12 protein-coding genes are annotated in these 18,353 nt (G+C 73.9%); 4 read left to right on the top strand and 8 right to left on the bottom strand.

Going from position 1 to position 18,353, the window contains the following annotated elements; genetic code table 11:
* Window positions 1-82 precede the first annotated feature (82 nt).
* Together ACWGSR_RS34405 and ACWGSR_RS34400 are read left to right on the top strand one after the other, a co-directional pair.
* On the top strand, window positions 83-589 hold the full coding sequence (locus tag ACWGSR_RS34405) for a DUF6912 family protein (RefSeq protein ID WP_376238235.1): 507 nt from the start codon (window positions 83-85) through the stop codon (window positions 587-589).
* Between the two features lie 76 nt (window positions 590-665).
* Window positions 666-1,325 (top strand): HAD family hydrolase, encoded by a 660-nt coding sequence (locus tag ACWGSR_RS34400; protein WP_453572696.1) that lies wholly within the window; start codon window positions 666-668, stop codon window positions 1,323-1,325.
* Between the two features lie 170 nt (window positions 1,326-1,495).
* Here ACWGSR_RS34400 and ACWGSR_RS34395 read toward each other — a convergent pair whose 3' ends face one another.
* Window positions 1,496-2,050, bottom strand: coding sequence for a DJ-1/PfpI family protein (locus ACWGSR_RS34395; RefSeq protein ID WP_376238231.1), 555 nt, complete (start codon window positions 2,048-2,050; stop codon window positions 1,496-1,498).
* Window positions 2,051-2,432: 382 nt separating this feature from the next.
* Between ACWGSR_RS34395 and ACWGSR_RS34390 the strand changes: the two genes are divergently transcribed.
* Window positions 2,433-7,397 carry an NAD-glutamate dehydrogenase gene (locus ACWGSR_RS34390; RefSeq protein ID WP_453572693.1) on the top strand — a complete coding sequence of 1,655 codons (4,965 nt, stop codon included), beginning with the start codon at window positions 2,433-2,435 and terminating at the stop codon, window positions 7,395-7,397.
* 74 nt (window positions 7,398-7,471) lie between these two features.
* On the opposite strand, the gene ACWGSR_RS34385 is transcribed toward ACWGSR_RS34390, so the two are convergent.
* The 3 genes from ACWGSR_RS34385 to ACWGSR_RS34375 are packed head-to-tail and all read right to left on the bottom strand — an operon-like array spanning window position 7,472 to window position 10,636.
* Window positions 7,472-8,860, bottom strand: a complete 1,389-nt coding sequence (locus ACWGSR_RS34385) for a glycosyltransferase 87 family protein (protein ID WP_453572691.1) — start codon at window positions 8,858-8,860, stop codon at window positions 7,472-7,474.
* An 11-nt stretch (window positions 8,861-8,871) separates the two neighbouring features.
* Window positions 8,872-9,702, bottom strand: a complete 831-nt coding sequence (locus ACWGSR_RS34380; RefSeq protein WP_453572688.1) for an ABC transporter ATP-binding protein — start codon at window positions 9,700-9,702, stop codon at window positions 8,872-8,874.
* Window positions 9,695-10,636: an ABC transporter permease gene (locus ACWGSR_RS34375; protein WP_376238222.1), complete on the bottom strand. Its 942-nt coding sequence runs from the start codon at window positions 10,634-10,636 to the stop codon at window positions 9,695-9,697. Before ACWGSR_RS34375 ends, ACWGSR_RS34380 begins: the two co-directional genes overlap by 8 nt.
* 270 nt (window positions 10,637-10,906) lie before the next feature.
* Between ACWGSR_RS34375 and ACWGSR_RS34370 the strand changes: the two genes are divergently transcribed.
* Complete coding sequence (locus ACWGSR_RS34370; RefSeq protein WP_376238219.1) at window positions 10,907-11,506, top strand: TetR/AcrR family transcriptional regulator; 600 nt, start codon at window positions 10,907-10,909, stop codon at window positions 11,504-11,506.
* Between the two features lie 12 nt (window positions 11,507-11,518).
* Here the strand turns inward: ACWGSR_RS34370 and ACWGSR_RS34365 are convergent, their stop codons facing one another.
* The 4 genes from ACWGSR_RS34365 to ACWGSR_RS34350 form a co-directional block, all read right to left on the bottom strand.
* Window positions 11,519-12,430, bottom strand: coding sequence for a carbohydrate ABC transporter permease (locus ACWGSR_RS34365; RefSeq protein ID WP_376238216.1), 912 nt, complete (start codon window positions 12,428-12,430; stop codon window positions 11,519-11,521).
* The gene (locus ACWGSR_RS34360; RefSeq protein WP_376238213.1) at window positions 12,427-13,788 is read right to left on the bottom strand and encodes a carbohydrate ABC transporter permease; all 1,362 of its coding nucleotides are present in this window, start codon (window positions 13,786-13,788) and stop codon (window positions 12,427-12,429) included. The genes ACWGSR_RS34365 and ACWGSR_RS34360 overlap by 4 nt, the downstream gene beginning before the upstream one ends.
* Window positions 13,789-13,798: 10 nt before the next feature.
* On the bottom strand, window positions 13,799-15,208 hold the full coding sequence (locus ACWGSR_RS34355; protein ID WP_453572683.1) for an ABC transporter substrate-binding protein: 1,410 nt from the start codon (window positions 15,206-15,208) through the stop codon (window positions 13,799-13,801).
* A gap of 147 nt (window positions 15,209-15,355) precedes the next feature.
* The coding region (locus ACWGSR_RS34350) for an FtsK/SpoIIIE domain-containing protein (RefSeq protein WP_453572680.1) at window positions 15,356-18,353 on the bottom strand (2,998 nt) is incomplete at its 5' end.

Genomic DNA, 18,353 nt, shown 5'->3' with positions numbered 1-18,353 from the left:
GACGGCGACTCCGGCCCGCCGCCCCGAAGGGGGACTCCGCACGTATCCTGAGGATCTCTCCCTCTACGAAAGCGGCCAGCCGATGCGCGTCTACGTCCCCCTGACCCTCCCCGGTCTCGCACAGGCGCACAAGGCGGGCGAGCTGGGCCCCGGCCCGCTGACCGCCTACGCCGTCACCCCCGCGCTGCGCGAGTGGTACGTCTCCGACGACATCGAGGAGCTGGAGTACGCGGCGCTCGGCCGGGCCGCCGCCGCCTCCCTGCGGCTGCTCGCCACCGACCCCGGGGCGCCCCGGCGCCGGATCGTCGTCGCCGTCGACGTGGCCGACAAGGACGCGGTCGCGGACCCCGACCGGGGGCTCGACGCCGACTCGATCGGCGAGGTCCGGATCGCCGGGGCCGTACCGCTGGCCAAGGCCGCGGCCGTGCACGCCGACGCGGACGACGCCGAGGCGGACGTCAGGGCGGCGGCGGACGCGCTGGGCGCGGCGGACCAGGGCGACGACGACGCGCGGTTCGTCGTGGACGGGGCCGAGGACCACGAGCTGCTGTGGTTCGGGGTGCAGGAGGTTCCCGGGTTGCTGGGCTGAGGGGCCGGGGGTTCCGGGAGGGTCTCGGAACGGCTCCGCGCTCTTCGCCGTCAGAGGCGGCGGGTACCGTCCTTCCATGGGGAAGCACGGGAAACACCTGGTCTGGGACTGGAACGGCACGCTGCTCGACGACATCGAGGCGGTCATCGGGGCGACGAACGCCGCCTTCGCCGAGCTCGGGCTCGAACCGCTCACGCTGGAGCGGTACCGCGAGCTGTACATGGTGCCGGTGCCGAAGTTCTACGAGCGCCTCATGGGGCGGCTGCCCACCGACGCCGAGTGGACCCTCATGGACGGCGTCTTCCACCGGCACTACCGGGAGCGGGCCGAGAACTGCGGCCTGACCCTCGGCGCCGCCGAGCTGCTCGCGGCCCGGCAGGCCTCCGGCTTCACGCAGTCGCTGCTCTCGCTCGCGCCGCACGTCGACCTCGTGCCCCTCGTGCGGCGGCACGGGATCGCGGAGCGGTTCCTGCGCATGGACGGGCGGCCCGACGCCTCCACGGACGGGAAGTCCGGGCACATGGTGCGGCACCTGGCCGCCCTGGAGGGCGTCCGGGTCGAGCGGGTGGTCGTCATCGGCGACGCGGCGGACGACGCGATCGCCGCCGCGCACGTCGGGGCGAAGGCCGTGCTCTACACCGGCGGCTCGCACAGCCGCGCCTCCCTGGAGCGGGTCGGGGTGCCGGTGGTCGACTCGCTCGCGGAGGCGGTGGCCGTGGCGGAGGAGCTGGTCTAGGGCGTGTCCGGCGGATCATGACCGGACGCGCCCCGGCCCCCCCGCACGTACCGCGCGGCCCCTCCGCACGTACCGCGCGGCCCCTCCGCACGTACCGCGCGGCCCCTCCGCCCCGTACGGCCGGAGCCTCGGCCCTCACCCCCCCCCCGTACGGCCGGAGTCCCCGGTCCTCAGCCCTTCGACCTGAGGACCTTCAGGAACTCCCGCATCCAGACCGGGTGGTCCGGCCACGCCCGGGAGGAGACGAGCAGGCCGTCGACCACGGCCGCCGTGTCCTGGAAGGACGCCCCCGCCGCCTGCATGTCCAGCTCCAGTGCCGGGTAGGCCGTGACCCGGCGGCCCTCCAGGCTGCCGGTCGCCGCCGTCAGGAGCGGGCCGTGGCAGATCTGCGCGACCGGCTTGTCCGCGTCGAAGAAGGCCTTGAGGATCTTGCGCAGCTCCGGGTCGTTGCGCAGGTACTCCGGCGCCCGCCCGCCCGGGATCACCACCGCCAGGTACGCCCCCGGATCGACCTCCGAGAAGGCCAGGTCGGCGGGCCAGGTGTAGCCGGGCTTCTCGGTGTACGTGTCGAAGCCGGGCTCGAAGTCGTGGACCACGAACCTCAGCGTCTTGCGGGCCGGAGCCGCGACGTCGACCTCGTACCCCTCCTCCAGGAGGCGCTGGTAGGGGTACAGCACCTCCAGCGACTCCGCCGCGTCCCCGGTCACGATCAGGATCCTCGCCATGGCTCTCCCAGCTCGCAGAAGGTCGGATGTCGTGCCCTGAGGACATGTGTCGCTGTCCATAACGTCAAACTTCCACCCCCTCTTTTGTACACATACGGCTCATGACGGGGCGGGGGTCGGGAGCGATAGGCTTTCGTCGTGATCAGCGCGATACGCCGAGGGGGCAGTGAAGCCCCCGGCTGCCGCCCGACCCGCTCCGGCGGCCGGGCCGACCGTGCGTGCGCCGATCCCCGCCCGGGCGCGCCACGGTCAGTGGCGGACAACGACCCGGGCTTCTCTCATCCGGGCATGACGTCGTCTTCCGCGGAGACACGACGTGGAGGCGTGGTGCCCTTCCTTCCACCGATGTCGCGCAACGGCGCGCGGCCAGGAGTCAGAGGACATGCAGACCAAGCTGGACGAAGCCAAGGCCGAGCTGCTCGAAAGGGCCGCCCGGGTAGCTGAGCACAGCCCGGTCGGGGGGCGACTCCCGACGGGGCCGGAGGGTTCGGGCGAACGCCCGGACGGCGACACCGTGCTCGAGTACCTCCAGCGCTACTACCTGCACACCGCGCCCGAGGACCTGTCCGACCGGGACCCGGTCGACGTCTTCGGCGCCGCCCTCTCCCACTACCGCCTGGCGGAGAACCGGCCGCAGGGCACGGCGAACGTGCGCGTCCACACCCCGACGGTCGAGGAGAACGGCTGGACCAGCAGCCACTCCGTCGTCGAGGTCGTCACCGACGACATGCCCTTCCTCGTCGACTCGGTCACCAACGAGCTGTCCCGCCAGGGCCGCGGCATCCACGTCGTGATCCACCCGCAGGTCCTCGTCCGCCGCGACGTCACCGGCCGCCTCATCGAGGTCCTGTCGGCCCAGATCCACGGCGAGCTGCCGCACGACGCGCTCACCGAGTCCTGGATCCACGTCGAGATCGACCGCGAGACCGACCGCGCCGACCTCAAGCAGATCACCGCCGACCTGCGGCGCGTCCTGTCCGACGTCCGCGAGACGGTCGAGGACTGGGAGAAGATGCGCGACGCCGCGCTGCGCATCGCGGACGGCCTCGCCGACGAGCCCACCGCCTCCGACCTGCGCCCGACCGAGGTGGAGGAGGCCCGCGAGCTGCTGCGCTGGCTGGCCGACGACCACTTCACCTTCCTCGGCTACCGCGAGTACGAGCTCGTCGACGGCGACGCCCTGTCCGCCGTGCCCGGCACCGGCCTCGGCATCCTGCGCTCCGACCCGCACCACTCCGGCGACGACGAGGGCCACCACGCCCACCCCGTGTCGTCCTCCTTCAGCCGGCTGCCCGCCGACGCCCGGGCCAAGGCCCGCGAGCACAAGCTGCTGATCCTGACGAAGGCCAACAGCCGCTCGACCGTGCACCGCCCCTCGTACCTCGACTACGTCGGCGTGAAGAAGTTCGACGCCGACGGCAACGTCGTCGGCGAGCGCCGCTTCCTCGGCCTGTTCTCCTCGGCCGCCTACACCGAGTCCGTCCGCCGCGTCCCGGTCGTCAAGCGCAAGGTCCAGGAGGTCCTGGCGGGCGCCGGCTTCTCCCCGAACAGCCACGACGGCCGCGACCTGCTCCAGATCCTGGAGACCTACCCGCGCGACGAGCTGTTCCAGACCCCGGTCGACCAGCTCCAGTCCGTCGTCACCAGCGTCCTCTACCTCCAGGAGCGGCGCCGGCTGCGGCTCTACCTGCGCCAGGACGAGTACGGCCGCTACTACTCGGCCCTCGTCTACCTGCCGCGCGACCGCTACACCACCCGCGTCCGGCTGCGGATCATCGACATCCTGAAGGAGGAGCTCGGCGGCACCAGCGTCGACTTCACCGCCTGGAACACCGAGTCGATCCTCTCCCGGCTGCACTTCGTCGTCCGCGTCGAGCCCGGCACCGAGCTGGCCAAGCTCACCGACGCCGACGTCGAGCGCATCGAGGGCCGGCTCGTCGAGGCCGCCCGCTCCTGGTCCGACGGCTTCGGCGAGGCGCTCAACGCCGAGCTGGGCGAGGAGCGCGCCGCCGAGCTGCTGCGCCGTTACGGCAACGCCTTCCCCGAGGGCTACAAGGCCGACCACTCGCCGCGCGCGGCCGTCTCCGACCTGGTCCACCTGGAGGCCCTCGCCGACAGCGACGAGGACTTCTCGCTCTCCCTCTACGAGCCGGTCCTCGCGGGCCCCGGCGAGCGCCGCTTCAAGATCTACAAGACGGGCGACCAGATCTCCCTCTCCGCCGTCCTGCCGGTCCTCAACCGGCTCGGCGTCGAGGTCACCGACGAGCGCCCCTACGAGCTGCGCTGCGCCGACCGCACCCACGCCTGGATCTACGACTTCGGCCTGCGGCTCCCGGCCACCAACGGCAGCGGCGTCACGCTGGGCGACGACGCCCGCGAGCGCTTCCAGGAGGCCTTCGCCGCCACCTGGACCGGCGAGGCCGAGAACGACGGCTTCAACTCCCTCGTCCTCTCCGCCGGTCTGAACTGGCGCGAGGCGATGGTGCTGCGCGCCTACGCCAAGTACCTCCGGCAGGCCGGCGCGACCTTCAGCCAGGACTACATGGAGGACACCCTCCGCAACAACGTCCACACCACCCGGCTGCTCGTCAACCTCTTCGAGGCCCGGATGGCGCCGGAGCGCCAGCGCGCCGGCACCGAGCTGATCGACGCGCTCCTCGAAGAGCTGGACGCCGCCCTTGACCAGGTCGCGAGCCTGGACGAGGACCGCATCCTGCGCTCCTTCCTCACCGTCATCAAGGCCACCCTGCGGACCAACTTCTTCCAGAAGGACTCGGACCTGCGGCCGCACTCCTACGTGTCGATGAAGTTCGACCCGCAGGCCATCCCCGACCTGCCGGCCCCGCGCCCCGCCTTCGAGATCTGGGTGTACTCGCCGCGCGTCGAGGGCGTCCACCTGCGCTTCGGCAAGGTCGCCCGCGGCGGTCTGCGCTGGTCCGACCGGCGCGAGGACTTCCGCACCGAGATCCTCGGCCTGGTCAAGGCGCAGATGGTGAAGAACACCGTCATCGTGCCGGTCGGCGCCAAGGGCGGCTTCGTCGCCAAGCAGCTCCCGGACCCGACCGCGGACCGGGACGCCTGGATGGCCGAGGGCATCGCCTCGTACAAGACGTTCATCTCGGCCCTGCTCGACATCACCGACAACCTGGTCGCGGGCGAGGTCGTGCCGCCGGTCGACGTGGTCCGCCACGACGAGGACGACACCTACCTGGTCGTCGCCGCCGACAAGGGCACCGCGACCTTCTCCGACATCGCCAACGGGGTCGCGGAGGCGTACGGCTTCTGGCTCGGCGACGCGTTCGCCTCCGGCGGCTCGGCCGGCTACGACCACAAGGGCATGGGCATCACCGCCCGCGGCGCCTGGGAGTCCGTCAAGCGCCACTTCCGCGAGCTGGGCCACGACACCCAGACCGAGGACTTCACGGTCGTCGGCGTCGGCGACATGTCCGGCGACGTCTTCGGCAACGGCATGCTGCTCTCCGAGCACATCCGCCTGGTCGCCGCCTTCGACCACCGGCACATCTTCCTCGACCCGAACCCCGACGCGGCCGCCTCGTACGCCGAGCGCCGCCGCCTCTTCGAGCTGCCCCGCTCGTCCTGGGCCGACTACGACACCTCGCTGCTCTCCCCGGGCGGCGGCGTCCACCCCCGCAGCGCCAAGTCGATCCCGGTCAACGCGCAGGTCAGGGCCGCCCTCGGCATCGAGGACGGGATCACCAAGATGACCCCGGCCGAGCTGATGAAGGCGATCCTCCAGTCGCCCGTCGACCTGCTGTGGAACGGCGGCATCGGCACGTACGTCAAGTCCTCGGCCGAGTCGAACGCCGACGTCGGCGACAAGGCCAACGACGCCATCCGCGTCGACGGCCAGGACGTGCGCGCGAAGGTGGTCGGCGAGGGCGGCAACCTCGGCGCCACCCAGCTCGGCCGCATCGAGTTCGCCCGCTCCGGCGGCCCCGAGGGCCAGGGCGGCAAGGTCAACACCGACGCCATCGACAACAGCGCCGGCGTCGACACCTCCGACCACGAGGTCAACATCAAGATCCTGCTCAACGGGCTCGTCGCCGAGGGCGACATGACCGTCAAGCAGCGCAACAAGATCCTCGCGGAGATGACCGACGAGGTCGGCACGCTCGTCCTGCGCAACAACTACGCGCAGAACACGGCCCTGGCCAACGCCGTCGCCCAGTCGCCGTCCCTGCTCCACGCCCACCAGCGGTTCATGCGCCGCCTGGGCCGCGACGGGGCCCTCGACCGCTCCCTGGAGTTCCTGCCCAACGACCGGCAGATCCGCGAACTCCTCAACAACGGCAAGGGCCTGAGCCAGCCCGAGCTCGCCGTCCTCCTCGCGTACACCAAGATCACGCTGGCCGACGAGCTGATCGGCACGGAGCTGCCGGACGACCCGTACCTGTCCGGGCTGCTCCACGCGTACTTCCCGACGCTGCTGCGCCGGGAGTTCACCGACGCCGTCGACGGTCACCCGCTGCGCCGCGAGATCGTCACCACCGTCCTGGTCAACGACACCGTGAACGCGGGCGGTTCGACCTTCCTGCACCGCCTCCGCGAGGAGACCGGCGCGTCGGTCGAGGAGATCGTCCGGGCGCAGACCGCCGCCCGTGTCGTCTTCCGCCTCGGCCAGGTCTGGGACGCCGTCGAGGCCCTCGACAACGAGGTCCCGGCCGAGATCCAGACCCGGATGCGGCTGCACGCGCGCCGGCTCGTCGAGCGCGGCACGCGCTGGCTGCTCAACAACCGGCCGCAGCCGCTCCAGCTCACCGAGACCATCGAGTTCTTCGCCGAGCGCGTCGAGGAGGTCTGGTCGCGGCTGCCGGAGCTGCTGCGCGGCGCGGACCTGGACTGGTACCGGTCGATCCTGGAAGAGCTGACCGGGTTCGGCGTGCCGGAGGAGCTCGCGCGGCGGGTCGCCGGCTTCTCCTCCGCCTTCCCGGCGCTCGACATCGTCGCGATCGCGGACCGGACGGACACGGACCCGCTCGCGGTGGCCGAGGTCTACTACGACCTGGCCGACCGGCTGCGGATCACCGACCTGATGGACCGGATCATCGAGCTGCCGCGCGACGACCGCTGGCAGTCGATGGCCCGCGCCTCGATCCGCGAGGACCTGTTCGCGGCGCACGCGGCGCTCACGCAGGACGTCCTGACGGCCGGCGGCGACAACGCCAGCCCGGAGGAGCGGTTCAAGCCCTGGGAGGAGAAGAACGCGGCGATCCTGGGCCGCGCGCGGACGACCCTGGAGGAGATCCAGGGCTCGGACACCTTCGACCTGGCGAACCTGTCGGTGGCGATGCGGACGATGCGCACGCTGCTGCGCTCGCACAGCTAGCACGCGCGCGTGCGAGGGGCCCCGCCGGTTCTCCGGCGGGGCCCCTCGCCCTTTTCCGTCGTTCTTCGGCGGGCTCACTCCTCCGGCGCGGCGGCGACCGTCGAGGTCCACAGGCGGCGGGCGGCGAGCAGGGCCGCGGCGAGCAGCAGGCCGTTGCGGAGCACCATGACGGCGAGGCCCGTGGGAGTGCCGTCGATGACGTCGAAGTAGAGCACGGGGTACGCGAGCGCGCTCAGCGCCGCCGCCGGGAGCAGCAGCAGCGCCACCGGGCGCATCACGGTGTGCCGCGAGGTCAGGCAGACGGCGGCCAGCCCGAGCAGCCAGATCATGTACTGGGGGCTGATCACCCGGCTGGTGACGGTGAAGAGCAGGACGGCGGCGAAGGCCGTGTCGTACGGGGTGGCGGGGGTCCAGCGGTGGGCCCGGATCCGCCAGAGGACCAGCCAGCACAGGGCGGCGGCGGTGAGCAGCAGGGCGAGGTGGCCCAGGCTGGAGACGTACGGGCCGACGTACTCCAGGGCGCCGTAGCGGAACTCGACGCTCCCCGGCCAGGTGCCGGCGGACCGGGCGAGCGCGAGGGCCGTGCCGCCCAGGGACTCGATCTGGACGCCCCGGTCGCCCTGCTGGCGCAGGAAGCCGAACGACTCGGAGAAGAAGAACGCGAGGGTGGCGAGGAGCGCGACGGCGGTGACGACGGCGGCGGTCCACGCCTCCCGGGTGGTACGGCCCCGGGGCGTGCCGAGCAGGGCGAGCGCCGGCCACACCTTGACCATGGCCCCGATCCCGGCGAGCGCCCCGCCGAGCTGGTGGGCGGCGGTCCGGCGGGCGGTGAGGGCGAGCAGGGCGAGGACGGCCAGGGCGGTGGTCTGGACGTCGTACCGGGCGAGGGGCAGGTGGAGGAGGAGCGGCAGGCCGCAGACCCAGATCCAGGCGCCGTGGGTGAGGCGGACGCCGTCGGCGCGGGCGAGCGCGAGGGTGACGACCGCGTCGGCGAGGAGGGTGAGGGTGACGAAGGCCTGGAAGTAGGTGAGCCAGGGGAGGACGCCGGGGGACATGATCACGAGCCCGGCCCCCGGCGGGTACTGCCAGGTGGTGTCGCCGGGCGGGAAGGTGCCCGCGGCGAACTTCCCGTACCAGTGCTCGTAGAGCGCCACCTCGCGGGCCACGCCGCCGATGCCGAGGTCGTCGCGGAGCAGCAGCAGGAGCATGCCGGCCCGGGTGAGGAGCCAGACGGCGGCGAGCGCGAGCCGGGGGCCGCTGCCGACCGTGACGAAGGTGGCGGAGGTGAAGGTGTCCGACGCGAAGGGGGAGCGGGTGAGGGCGGGGGGCTCGGTGCTCGTACTGGTGGGGCGGGAGGCGCCGGCGGTGGGGTCGGGAGACTCGGTGCCGGGGGAGCCGGGCAGTGCGGTGCCGGGGGGTTCGGTGCCGGCCGGGTGGGGGGTCTGCGGCTGATCGTTCGTCACCCGACCGCACTTTAGCCCTTAATGTCTCTTTTGCCGGTGGTCTTCGCCTCTGACGCGGTGAACTCCTCATACGCGGCCACCACCTCCCGCGCCGGGCCGTCCATCCGGAGCCTCCCCGCCTCCAGCCACAGGGCGCGCCCGCAGGTCTCCGCGACGGTGGAGTTCGAGTGGCTGACCAGGAAGACCGTCCCGGCCGCCGCCCGCAGTTCGTCGATCCGCCGCCTGCTGCGGCGGCGGAAGCGCGCGTCGCCGGTGGCCAGGGCCTCGTCGACGAGCAGCACGTCGTGGCTCCTCGCGGCGGCGAGGGAGAAGCGCAGCCGGGCCCCCATCCCGGAGGAGTACGTCCGCATCGGACGGGAGATCGCGTCGTCCTTCTCGTTGATGCCCGAGAAATCGACGATCCCGTCGTAGCGCTCGCGGACCTCCGCGCGGCTCATGCCCATCGCGAGGCCGCCGAGGACCACGTTCCGCTCGCCCGTCAGGTCGTTCATCAGGACCGCGTCGACGCCGAGGAGGGCGGGGCGGCCGTGGGTGTAGATCCGGCCGCGGTCGACGGGCAGGAGCCCCGCGACGGCCTTCAGGAGGGTGGACTTCCCCGATCCGTTCGAACCGATCAGACCGATCGCCTCGCCCCGGTACGCGACGAAGTCGATCCCCTTGACGGCGTGGACCCGGCGGGTGGCCGGAGGCCGCCCCCATCGCCCGCCGCCCGCTTTCCCGTGTTTGTTCCCGTTTCCGTGTTCGTTCCCGTTCCCTTTTCCGTGTCCGTGCACGGTGTACGTGACGTGGACGCCGTCGGCCACGACGGTCGGGATCCTCTCCTGCTCGTGTGCCTCAGCCACGGCCGTACCTTTCTTCCGCCTGCCAGAACCAGAGGAAGCCGCCCCCGAAGGACAGCAGGGCCCAGCCGACGGCGAGCGCCCAGACGTACGGCGGCAGGCGGTCCGGGGTGTGGCTCCCGATCAGGGCGGAGCGCATCAGGTCGATGTAGACCGCCACCGGATTGCACTGGAGGGCGAGCGTCGCGCCCCCGGGGAGGCGCCCGGTGCCCGTCGGGTGCCGGATCGACCACATGACGCCCGAGGCGTACATCCAGGTGCGGAGCGCGAACGGCATCAGCTGGCTGACGTCCGGGGTGCGGGCCGCGATCCGGGCCAGGACGAGCGCCGCGCCCGTGTTGAACAGGGTCTGGAGGGCGAGCGCCGGGACGACCAGCAGCCACCGCCAGGTGGGGAACTGGCCGCAGCAGAGCAGGATCGCGAGGAGCGCGACCAGCGAGAGCAGGAACTGCTGGAGCTGCTGGAGGGCGAGCGAGAGCGGCAGGCTCGCGCGCGGGAAGTGCAGGGCGCGGACCAGGCCGAGGTTGCCGCTGATCGCCCGGGTGCCGGCCAGGAGGGTGCCGGAGGTGAAGGTCCACACGAAGACGCCGGTGAGCAGGAAGGGCACGTAGTCGGGCACGCTCTGCCGGGCGTTCATGAGGACGCCGAAGATCAGGTAGTAGACGGCCGCGTTGAGCAGCGGCGTCGCCACCTGCCAGAGCTGGCCGAGGCGCGCCTGGCTGTACTGGGCGGTCAGCCGGGCGGTCGCGAAGGCGGCGACGAAGTCGCGGCGGGACCAGAGCTGCCGGACGTACTCGGGCAGCGGCGGGCGGGCCCCGGCGACGGTCAGGCCGTGACGGAGGGCGAGCGCGCGGAGGTCCTCGGGGGGAGGGGCGGTCCGGGGCGGGGGCGGCGCGGTCACGGCCGTGGGCGTGGCCATGGGTGCGGGTGTGGTCATGGGCGGGCTTTCGGTGCGGGTGCGGGTGCGGTCGGCTTCCGGGCTCGGGACGCGGTCGGCTTCCGGGCTCGGAGCGCGGTCGGCTGGTGCGGAACGCGGTCGGCGGCTGCGGGGCACGGGTGACGGCTGCGGGGCACGGGTGACAGATGCGGGGCAGGGGTGAAGAGCGCGACGGAACGGGACCGTATCGTCGCTACGGGGACAGTAGGACGCTCCACGACGGAACGCAACCGTATCGTCGTCACGTAGGTGTTGGTTAGGATGCCGTCCATGAGCGAACCGACCCCCCGCCGCGCCCCCGCCGGGGCCGCCGTGCTCCGCGAGGACGTGACCGAGGCCATCCGCGCCGCCGTCTTCGAGGAGCTCGCGGCCGTCGGCTTCGCCCGGATGTCCATCGAGGGGATCGCGCGCCGCGCGGGCGTCGGCAAGACCGCCGTCTACCGGCGCTGGAAGTCCAAGCTCTCCCTCGTCCTCGACCTCGTCGGCGCCTTCGCCGTCCAGGGCCTGCCGGCGCCCGCCACCGGCTCCCTGTACGGGGACGTGCGCGCCCTCCTCGAAGTGGCCTCGCACGCCCTGAGCCACCCGGTCGCCTCACGGGTGGTCCCCGACCTCCTCGTCGAGGCGGCCCGGCACCCCGAGATCGCCGACGCCGTCAGGGCCGCGCTGCTCGACGGACAGCAGGGCGTCGTCGCCCGGATCGTCCGCGCGGCCGTCGAGCGCGGCGAACTCCCCGAGGGCGCCGACCCGGACCGGGCCCTCGACCTGGTCGTCGGGCCGCTGTACTGGCGCCTCGGCGTCGTCCGCACCCCGCCGCCCCCGGGGTACGTCGACGACCTCGCGCGCTCGGCGGTGGCGGCCCTCAAGGGCTGACCCCGCGGGGGGTCACTTCACCGCGCCCGCCATCACCCCCGACGCGAACTGGCGCTGGAACGCGAAGAACACCACCAGCGGCACCACCATCGACAGGAACGCGCCCGGCGCGAGCACGTCCACGTTGTTGCCGAACTGCCGGACCTGCTGCTGGAGCGCCACCGTGATCGGCGGCGACTGCGAGTCCGCGAAGATCAGGGCGATCAGCATGTCGTTCCAGACCCAGAGGAACTGGAAGATCCCGAGCGAGGCGATCGCCGGACCGCCCAGCGGCAGCACCACCCGGGTGAACAGCCGGATCTCGCCCGCCCCGTCGAGCCGCGCCGCCTCCAGGAGCTCGCGCGGGATCTCCGCGAAGAAGTTCCGCAGCAGGAAGATCGCGAACGGCAGGCCGAAGGCCGTGTGGAAGAGGACCACCCCGGCGGTCGTCTCGAACAGCCCGACCACCCCGAACAGCTTCGACACCGGGACCAGGGCGACCTGCACCGGCACCACGAGCAGGGCGACCACGCCCAGGAACCACCAGTCCCGGCCCGGGAACTCCAGCCACGCGAACGCGTACCCGGCGAGCGAGCCGATCACCAGGACGAGCAGCGTGGCCGGGACGGTGATCAGGACGGTGTTGAGCAGCGAGCCGGTGATCGTGTCGTTCGCGAGCAGATGGGCGTAGTTCTCCGTGGTCAGCCGGGCCGGGGCCGCGAACACCTCCCACCAGCCGCTCGCCGCGATGTCGGACGGCGAGCGGAGCGAGGAGAGCAGCAGCCCGACCGTCGGCAGCAGCCAGAACAGGCCCGCCAGGACGAGGAAGACGCGGACCGCGCCGGACGCGGCCGCGGACGCGAGCCGCGCCGCCGGGGAACGGACCGGGCGGGCGGGACGGGCGGAAGCGGCGGAACGGGTCGGCCGGACGTCGGTCGTGGTCATCGGCGGGCCTCCCTGCGCATGCGGCGGATGTTCAGGACCATCACCGGGACCACCAGCAGGAGCAGCAGGACGGCGATGGCCGAGCCGACCCCGAGGTCCGCGTCCGTGCCGAAGGACGAGCGGTACAGCTGGAGCGCGAGCACGTTCGCGTCGTCCTGCGCCGAGCCCGGCGCGATCACGAAGACCAGGTCGAAGATCTTCAGCACGTTGATCATCAGGGTGACGAGGACGACCGCGAGGACCGGGGCCAGGAGCGGCACCGTGATCCGGCGGAACACCTGCCACTCGTTCGCCCCGTCCACCCGCGCCGCTTCGAGCAGCTCGCGCGGCACGGCCGCGAGCCCGGCCCCGATCAGGACCATCGCGAACCCGGCCCACATCCACACGTACGCCCCGATGATCGCGGGCGTGACGAGCGACGGGCCCAGCCACTCGACGCCGTTGTACTGCTCCCGGAAGTTGCCCGCGGGCAGCCGCAGCACGGCCCCGTCCGCGCGGTCGGCGGGCAGCGCGAACGTGCCGTCGGCCGCCGCCGTCGCCGTGGCGACCACCTTCCCGTCCCGCACGGCCTCGATCCGCAGCCCCGCGAGGCCGCGTTCGGCCGGGTCGACCTCGTTCGGCCGCCCGCCGCCGCCCCGGGTGAAGTCCAGCCAGGCCGTGCCGGTGATCGTGCCCGGGTCCGTGCCGGCCGGCGGCGCGGCCGGACGCGCGCCCTCCGGCATCTGCGCCGGCGCCACCCCGACCAGCGGGAGCCGTACGGGCTGCCCGGCCCGCACCGGTTCCTTCGTCACGAAGGCGCCGTCCCCGGCCGCCTTCAGCGGGTGCACGGGCAGCGGTCTGGCCTTCGGGAAGACCGAGGACTCGGCGAAGGTGTCGTGGACGCCGACCCAGACCGCGTTCGCGACGCCCCGGTCCGGGTCCTGCTCGTACACCAGCCGGAAGATGATCCCGGCGGCCAGCATCGAGATCGCCATCGGCATGAAGACGAGCAGCTTGAACGCCGTTCCCCAGCGGACGCGTTCGGTCAGGACCGCGAAGACCAGACCGAGGGCGGTGGCGACCGCCGGGGCCACCACCAGCCAGACCAGATTGTTCCTGACGGCGGTGCGGAGGGAGTCGTCGGTGAACAGGGCCAGGTAGTTGTCGAGGCCGACGAAGGAGGAGCCGGAGCGGTCGAAGAGCGAGCGCTGGACGGAGTACCCGATCGGGTAGACGACGAGCGCGCCGAGCAGGAGGAGGGCGGGCAGGAGGAAACCCGCCGCCACGGCCCTGCTCCGCCGCCCGTCCCCGTTCCCCTTCCTCCCGGCTCCGGCCGTTCCGGTCGTGCTCCTCGTGCGCGGGGCGGTGGTGGAGGACATCGCCGGCACCTCAGCCCTTCGCTGCGGCCCGGTACGCCTTCGCCGCGTCCGCCTCCAGACGCGCCTGGGCCCCGGCGACGTCCTTCGGGTTCTTCAGGAAGTCCTGGAGCGCCTTCCACTCGCCCTTGCCCGGCGTCCCGCCGAACGACTGCGGCATCTGGTCCGACATGTCGAAGCGGAAGTCGTCACCGGCCCCGACCAGGGCCTCGGCGATCTCGCGCTGGACGTCGTTCGGATACGCCGCCGGGTCCAGGTTCTTGTTCGGCGAGAGGAAGCCGCCCGCGCCCGCCCAGATCTTCGCCGCGTCCGGGGAGGCGAGGAAGGCGAGGAGCGCCTGCGCGCCCTTGGTGTCCTTGAGGGCCACGGCCGCGTCGCCGCCCGTCACCACGGGCACGGTCCCGGCGTCCCCGACCTTCGGGAACGGGAAGACCTTCGCGTCCGTGCCGATCTTCGCCTCGGTCTGGCCGATGTTGACGGCGGCGAAGTCCCCCTCGAAGACCATCGCGCCCTTCGGCTCGGCGCCGCCCGTGAAGGTCTGCGTCACCGAGGCCGGGTACTCCGTCTGCAGCGCGCCGCTCGTCCCGCCCGCGAGCAGCGACGGCTTGCCGAACAGCTCGGCGAGCGTGGTCAGGGCGGCGGCGACGGACGGGTCCGTCCACTTGATCTCGTGCTTCGCCAGCTGGTCGTACTTCTCCGGGCCCGCCTGGGAGAGGTAGACGTTCTCGAACCAGTCGGTGAGGGTCCAGCCGTCCGCGCCGCCGACCGAGACCGGGGTGACGCCGGACGCCGAGATGGTCTCGGCGGTGGCCAGGAACTCCTTCCAGGTCTTCGGCTCGGCGGCGCCCGCGTTCTCGAAGACGGCGGTGTTGTACCAGACCAGGGACTTGTTGGCGGCCTTGAAGTACACGCCGTACTGGGTGCCGTCGACCGCGCCGAGCTCCTGCCAGCCGCGCGAGTAGTTCGCGGCCAGCTGGGCCTTCGCCTCCGGGCCGGCCGGCTTGAGCCACTTCTGGGCGGCGGCCTGCTGGATCGCGCCCACCTGCGGGAGCATCGCGACGTCGGGCGGGGAGCCGCCCGCGATCTTCGTGCCGAGGAAGTTCACGATCGGGTCCTGGGCGGGCACGAACGTGACGGTCGCGCCGGTCCGCTTCTCGAACTCCTCCAGGACCTTGGCGAAGTTCTCCTGCTCCGGGCCCGTCCAGACGGCGGCGACCTCGATCTTCTCCCCCTTCAGGGAGAGGCCGCCTCCGGAGCCTCCGGAACTTCCGGAGCCCCCGGAACTCCCGGCGCCTCCGGAACCGCCGGAGCGCCCGGGCTTCTTGGTGCCGTCGTCGCCGCAGCCCGCGAGGGCGAGCGCGGCGAGCGCCGTGAGTGCGGTGAAGGCCACCGCGGCCTTGCGTGGACGAAGAGTTGTCCGCATCGCTGCCCCGTCTCTTTCGTGCGCTTAGCTGTCCCGTGCCGACAGGTCTACGCCCGGTGATGCGGGGGCCGCAATACCGCCTTCCGTGCCAAGTGGAGGATCGTGATTGGCTCGTGACGTGGCGTCAGGAGGCCTTTCCGGAGTGTTTCAGGTGTGGGCGACGGGGGAGAGGGGCGGCACGGGAGTCGCCTCCACCGAACGGGCCGCCCGGTCGAGCGCGCTCGCCAGGAGCGCCAGGTCCGTCGGTCCGTTGCCCAGCTCGCGGACCGGGCGGCGGGCGGGCGGGTCGCCCATCCGCTCCCACTCCAGCGGGACGACCGTCGGCCGCAGCGTCGCCGTCCGGGGGATCCGGCCGGTGACGCGGCCCGCCTGGAAGGGGGTCACCCGGCCGTCCGGGTGCCCGAGACGGCCCCGTCCTGCCGCCGGGACGTCCGGGCCCGCCGTCACCGGGGGCGCGTCGAGCACGATCCGCAGCCGGGCGCTGTGGGCCGGCTCGGTGTCGGCGGTGCGGTCCGGGCGGGCCGAGGCCACGACGAGGTGCACGCCGAGCCGCTCGCCGTGCCGGGCGACGGCCTCCAGGGCCCGCACGACGGACCCGGCGGCCGGCCGGCCGGGGGCGCCGAGGGCGGGCGCGACCAGGGCGTCGAAGTCGTCGACCAGGACGACCAGCCGGGGCAGCGCCCCGGCCCCGGCGGCCCGACCCCCCGCCGCCTCGCCCGGGCCTTGGCCCGAGGAGGGCCGCGGAATCCGGACACCGGTGTCTTCGGTACGGGGTGCGCGCCCGCCGGGACGGTCACCGAGGTCGCCGTCGCGGAGGGTGCGGCCGCTGGGGCGCCCGTCCGGGTCGCCGCCGGGGTACGGGCTCCGGCCGCTCGCCCGGCCGCCCAGGTCGTCGGCCCCCGTGCGGGGCACGCGTCCGCTCGCGCGCCCGTCGAGGTCGCCCTCGTCGGTCCGGAGCGTACGGCTGCTGGAGCGGTCCTCCGGGCCGCCCCCGCCGTCCCGGCGCGGCAGCCGACCGCTGGGCGTGTCGGTCAGGAACGCGTCCGCGCCGCCCCGGGCCGCGCCGCTCCCGGTCCGCGGCATGCGCCCGCCGGTCCGGTCGGTGAGGTCGCCGTCGTCGCTGCGGAGGGTGCGACCACTGGCGCGCCCGTCGAGGTCGGCGCCGCCGGGGTACGGGCTCCGGCCGCTCGGCCGGCCCCCGAGGTCGTCGGCCCCGGTGCGGGACACGCGTCCGCTTGCGCGCCCGTCGAGGTCGCCCGTGCCGGGGTGGGGCATCCGGCCGCTCGACCGGCCGGTCACGTCGTCCGCGCCCGGGTACGGGCTCCGGCCGCTCGGCCGGCCGCCCAGGTCGTCGGCTCCCGTGCGGGACACGCGTCCGCTCCCGCGCCCGTCGAGGTCGGCGCCGCCCGGGTGCGCGCCCCGGCCCGGCCGGTCGTCCGGTCGGCCCGGGGTGCGGGTGCTCCGGCTGCTCGGGAGGGCGCCGATCGTGCCGTCGCCCGTGCGGAGGGTGCGGCCGCTCGGGTGGTCGCCGGTGTCCGGGAGGCGGACGGTCGCGCGGGCGCCCCGGGGGACGGACTCCGCCGCGCTCGGGGCGCGCTGGCCGATCAGCCGCTCGGCCACCTGCGGGGCGCGGGCGCCCCGGCGGTCGGCGAAGGGGGTGTCGCCCAGGAGCTCGGCCCGCCGCTTCAGCTCGGCGCCGAGCGCCTGCGCGAACTCCCGCATCCGGACCGGGTCCGAGGCGACCAGGTGCTCGGTGACGTGCGGCAGCTCCGTACACGCCGCGAGGCCCTCGCCGCGCTCGCCGCCCGCCCCGTCCACCAGGAGCAGGCCGAGCCGGTCGGGGCGGCCGCCCGCCGCGAGCGAGGCGGCGATCGAGCGGAGCAGCTCCGTGCGCCCGCTGCCCGCCGGGCCCTCGATCAGCAGGTGCGGCCCCTCCTGGGTGAGGTCCACGGCCAGCGGGCCGTGCGGGCCCGCGCCCAGGACGGCCGTTCCGTCCCCGGCGGAGGCCCAGCGGGCCATCAGGGAGGCGGGGGTGGCCCGGGCGAGGCCCAGCTCGTCGAGCAGCCGGGAGGACGGGGGCAGCGCGGCGGCCCGTCCGTGCGGCGCCGCCGAGGTCTCGGGCCGCAGCGGCGCGAGGGCCCGGCCGAACCGCTCGGCCCAGGCGACGGAGACCGCGTCGACCACGCCGACGGTGCCGTGGCCCGCCACGCGCCCGCCCGCCGTGCGCAGCAGCCGCAGCGCCGTCGCCACGTCCCCGCTCAGGAGCGCGGCGGCCCCGCACTCGCGGAACGCGAGGGACGCGGCGCACGCGGCCTCGTAGGTCGCGGCCACCGGCGAGACCGGGGAGGCGGAGGGTGCCTCGGCGAGGCAGAGGAGGTGGATGCCGGCGGCCGCCCCGGCCCCCGCGAGCCGCGCCACGGTCTCGCGCAGCGCCGCCGTGCCCGGGTCGCCGTCCACGACGACGATCGTCCGGGGTCCCTCGTAGCGGGCGGCGGCCTCCGCGACGGACGCGCGGTCGGCGCTGGGCCAGCCGGGCCCGAGCGGGCCGTCGTCGAGCCGCCGGGTCAGTTCGGACGTACGCGCGTGGGCCTGCTCGCGGTCGTACGCGAGGAGCAGCCGGCAGTCCTGGCCGTGGGCCGGCCGGACGTGCGGGAGCCAGCCGAGCCAGCCCCAGGCGCGGCGCCGCTCCTCCAGGGGGCGGTTCCGGTCGGCGCTGACGAGGACGATCTCCAGGTCGGAGGGGGAGTGCAGGGCGGCGAGCTGGGCCACCACCGAGCGGGCGAACCCGGCGAGCCGGTCGCCGGGGCCCGCCAGGCCGAGCGAACCGGCCTCGCGCAGCCCGACGGTGACCGGCACCCCGGAGAGCTCGGCGCGGTCCGTGGTGCCGAGCCGGACCACGAGGGACTCGGGGTGGTCCGGGTGCCGCTCCCAGAGGCGGGCGCCGGGGCCGAGGGCGGTGAGCAGGACGGTGGCCGGGTCGGGCCAGGTGTCGGCGCCCGGCCCGGGGCCGCGGGTGCCGGTGCCCGGGCGGGTGCCCGCGTGCGTGTCGGGGACGGGGGCCGGGTGCGCCCCGGCGGCGGGTGCCGGGAGCTCCTCGCGGCCTCCGGCGAGACGCCGGGCCCACGCGCCGAGCCCGCGCCTGCCG

The sequence above is a fragment of the Streptomyces sp. NPDC055632 genome (genome assembly GCF_053618675.1).
Note: the sequence above shows the minus strand (reverse complement) of the source record. Positions and strands in the feature narration are given on the sequence as shown.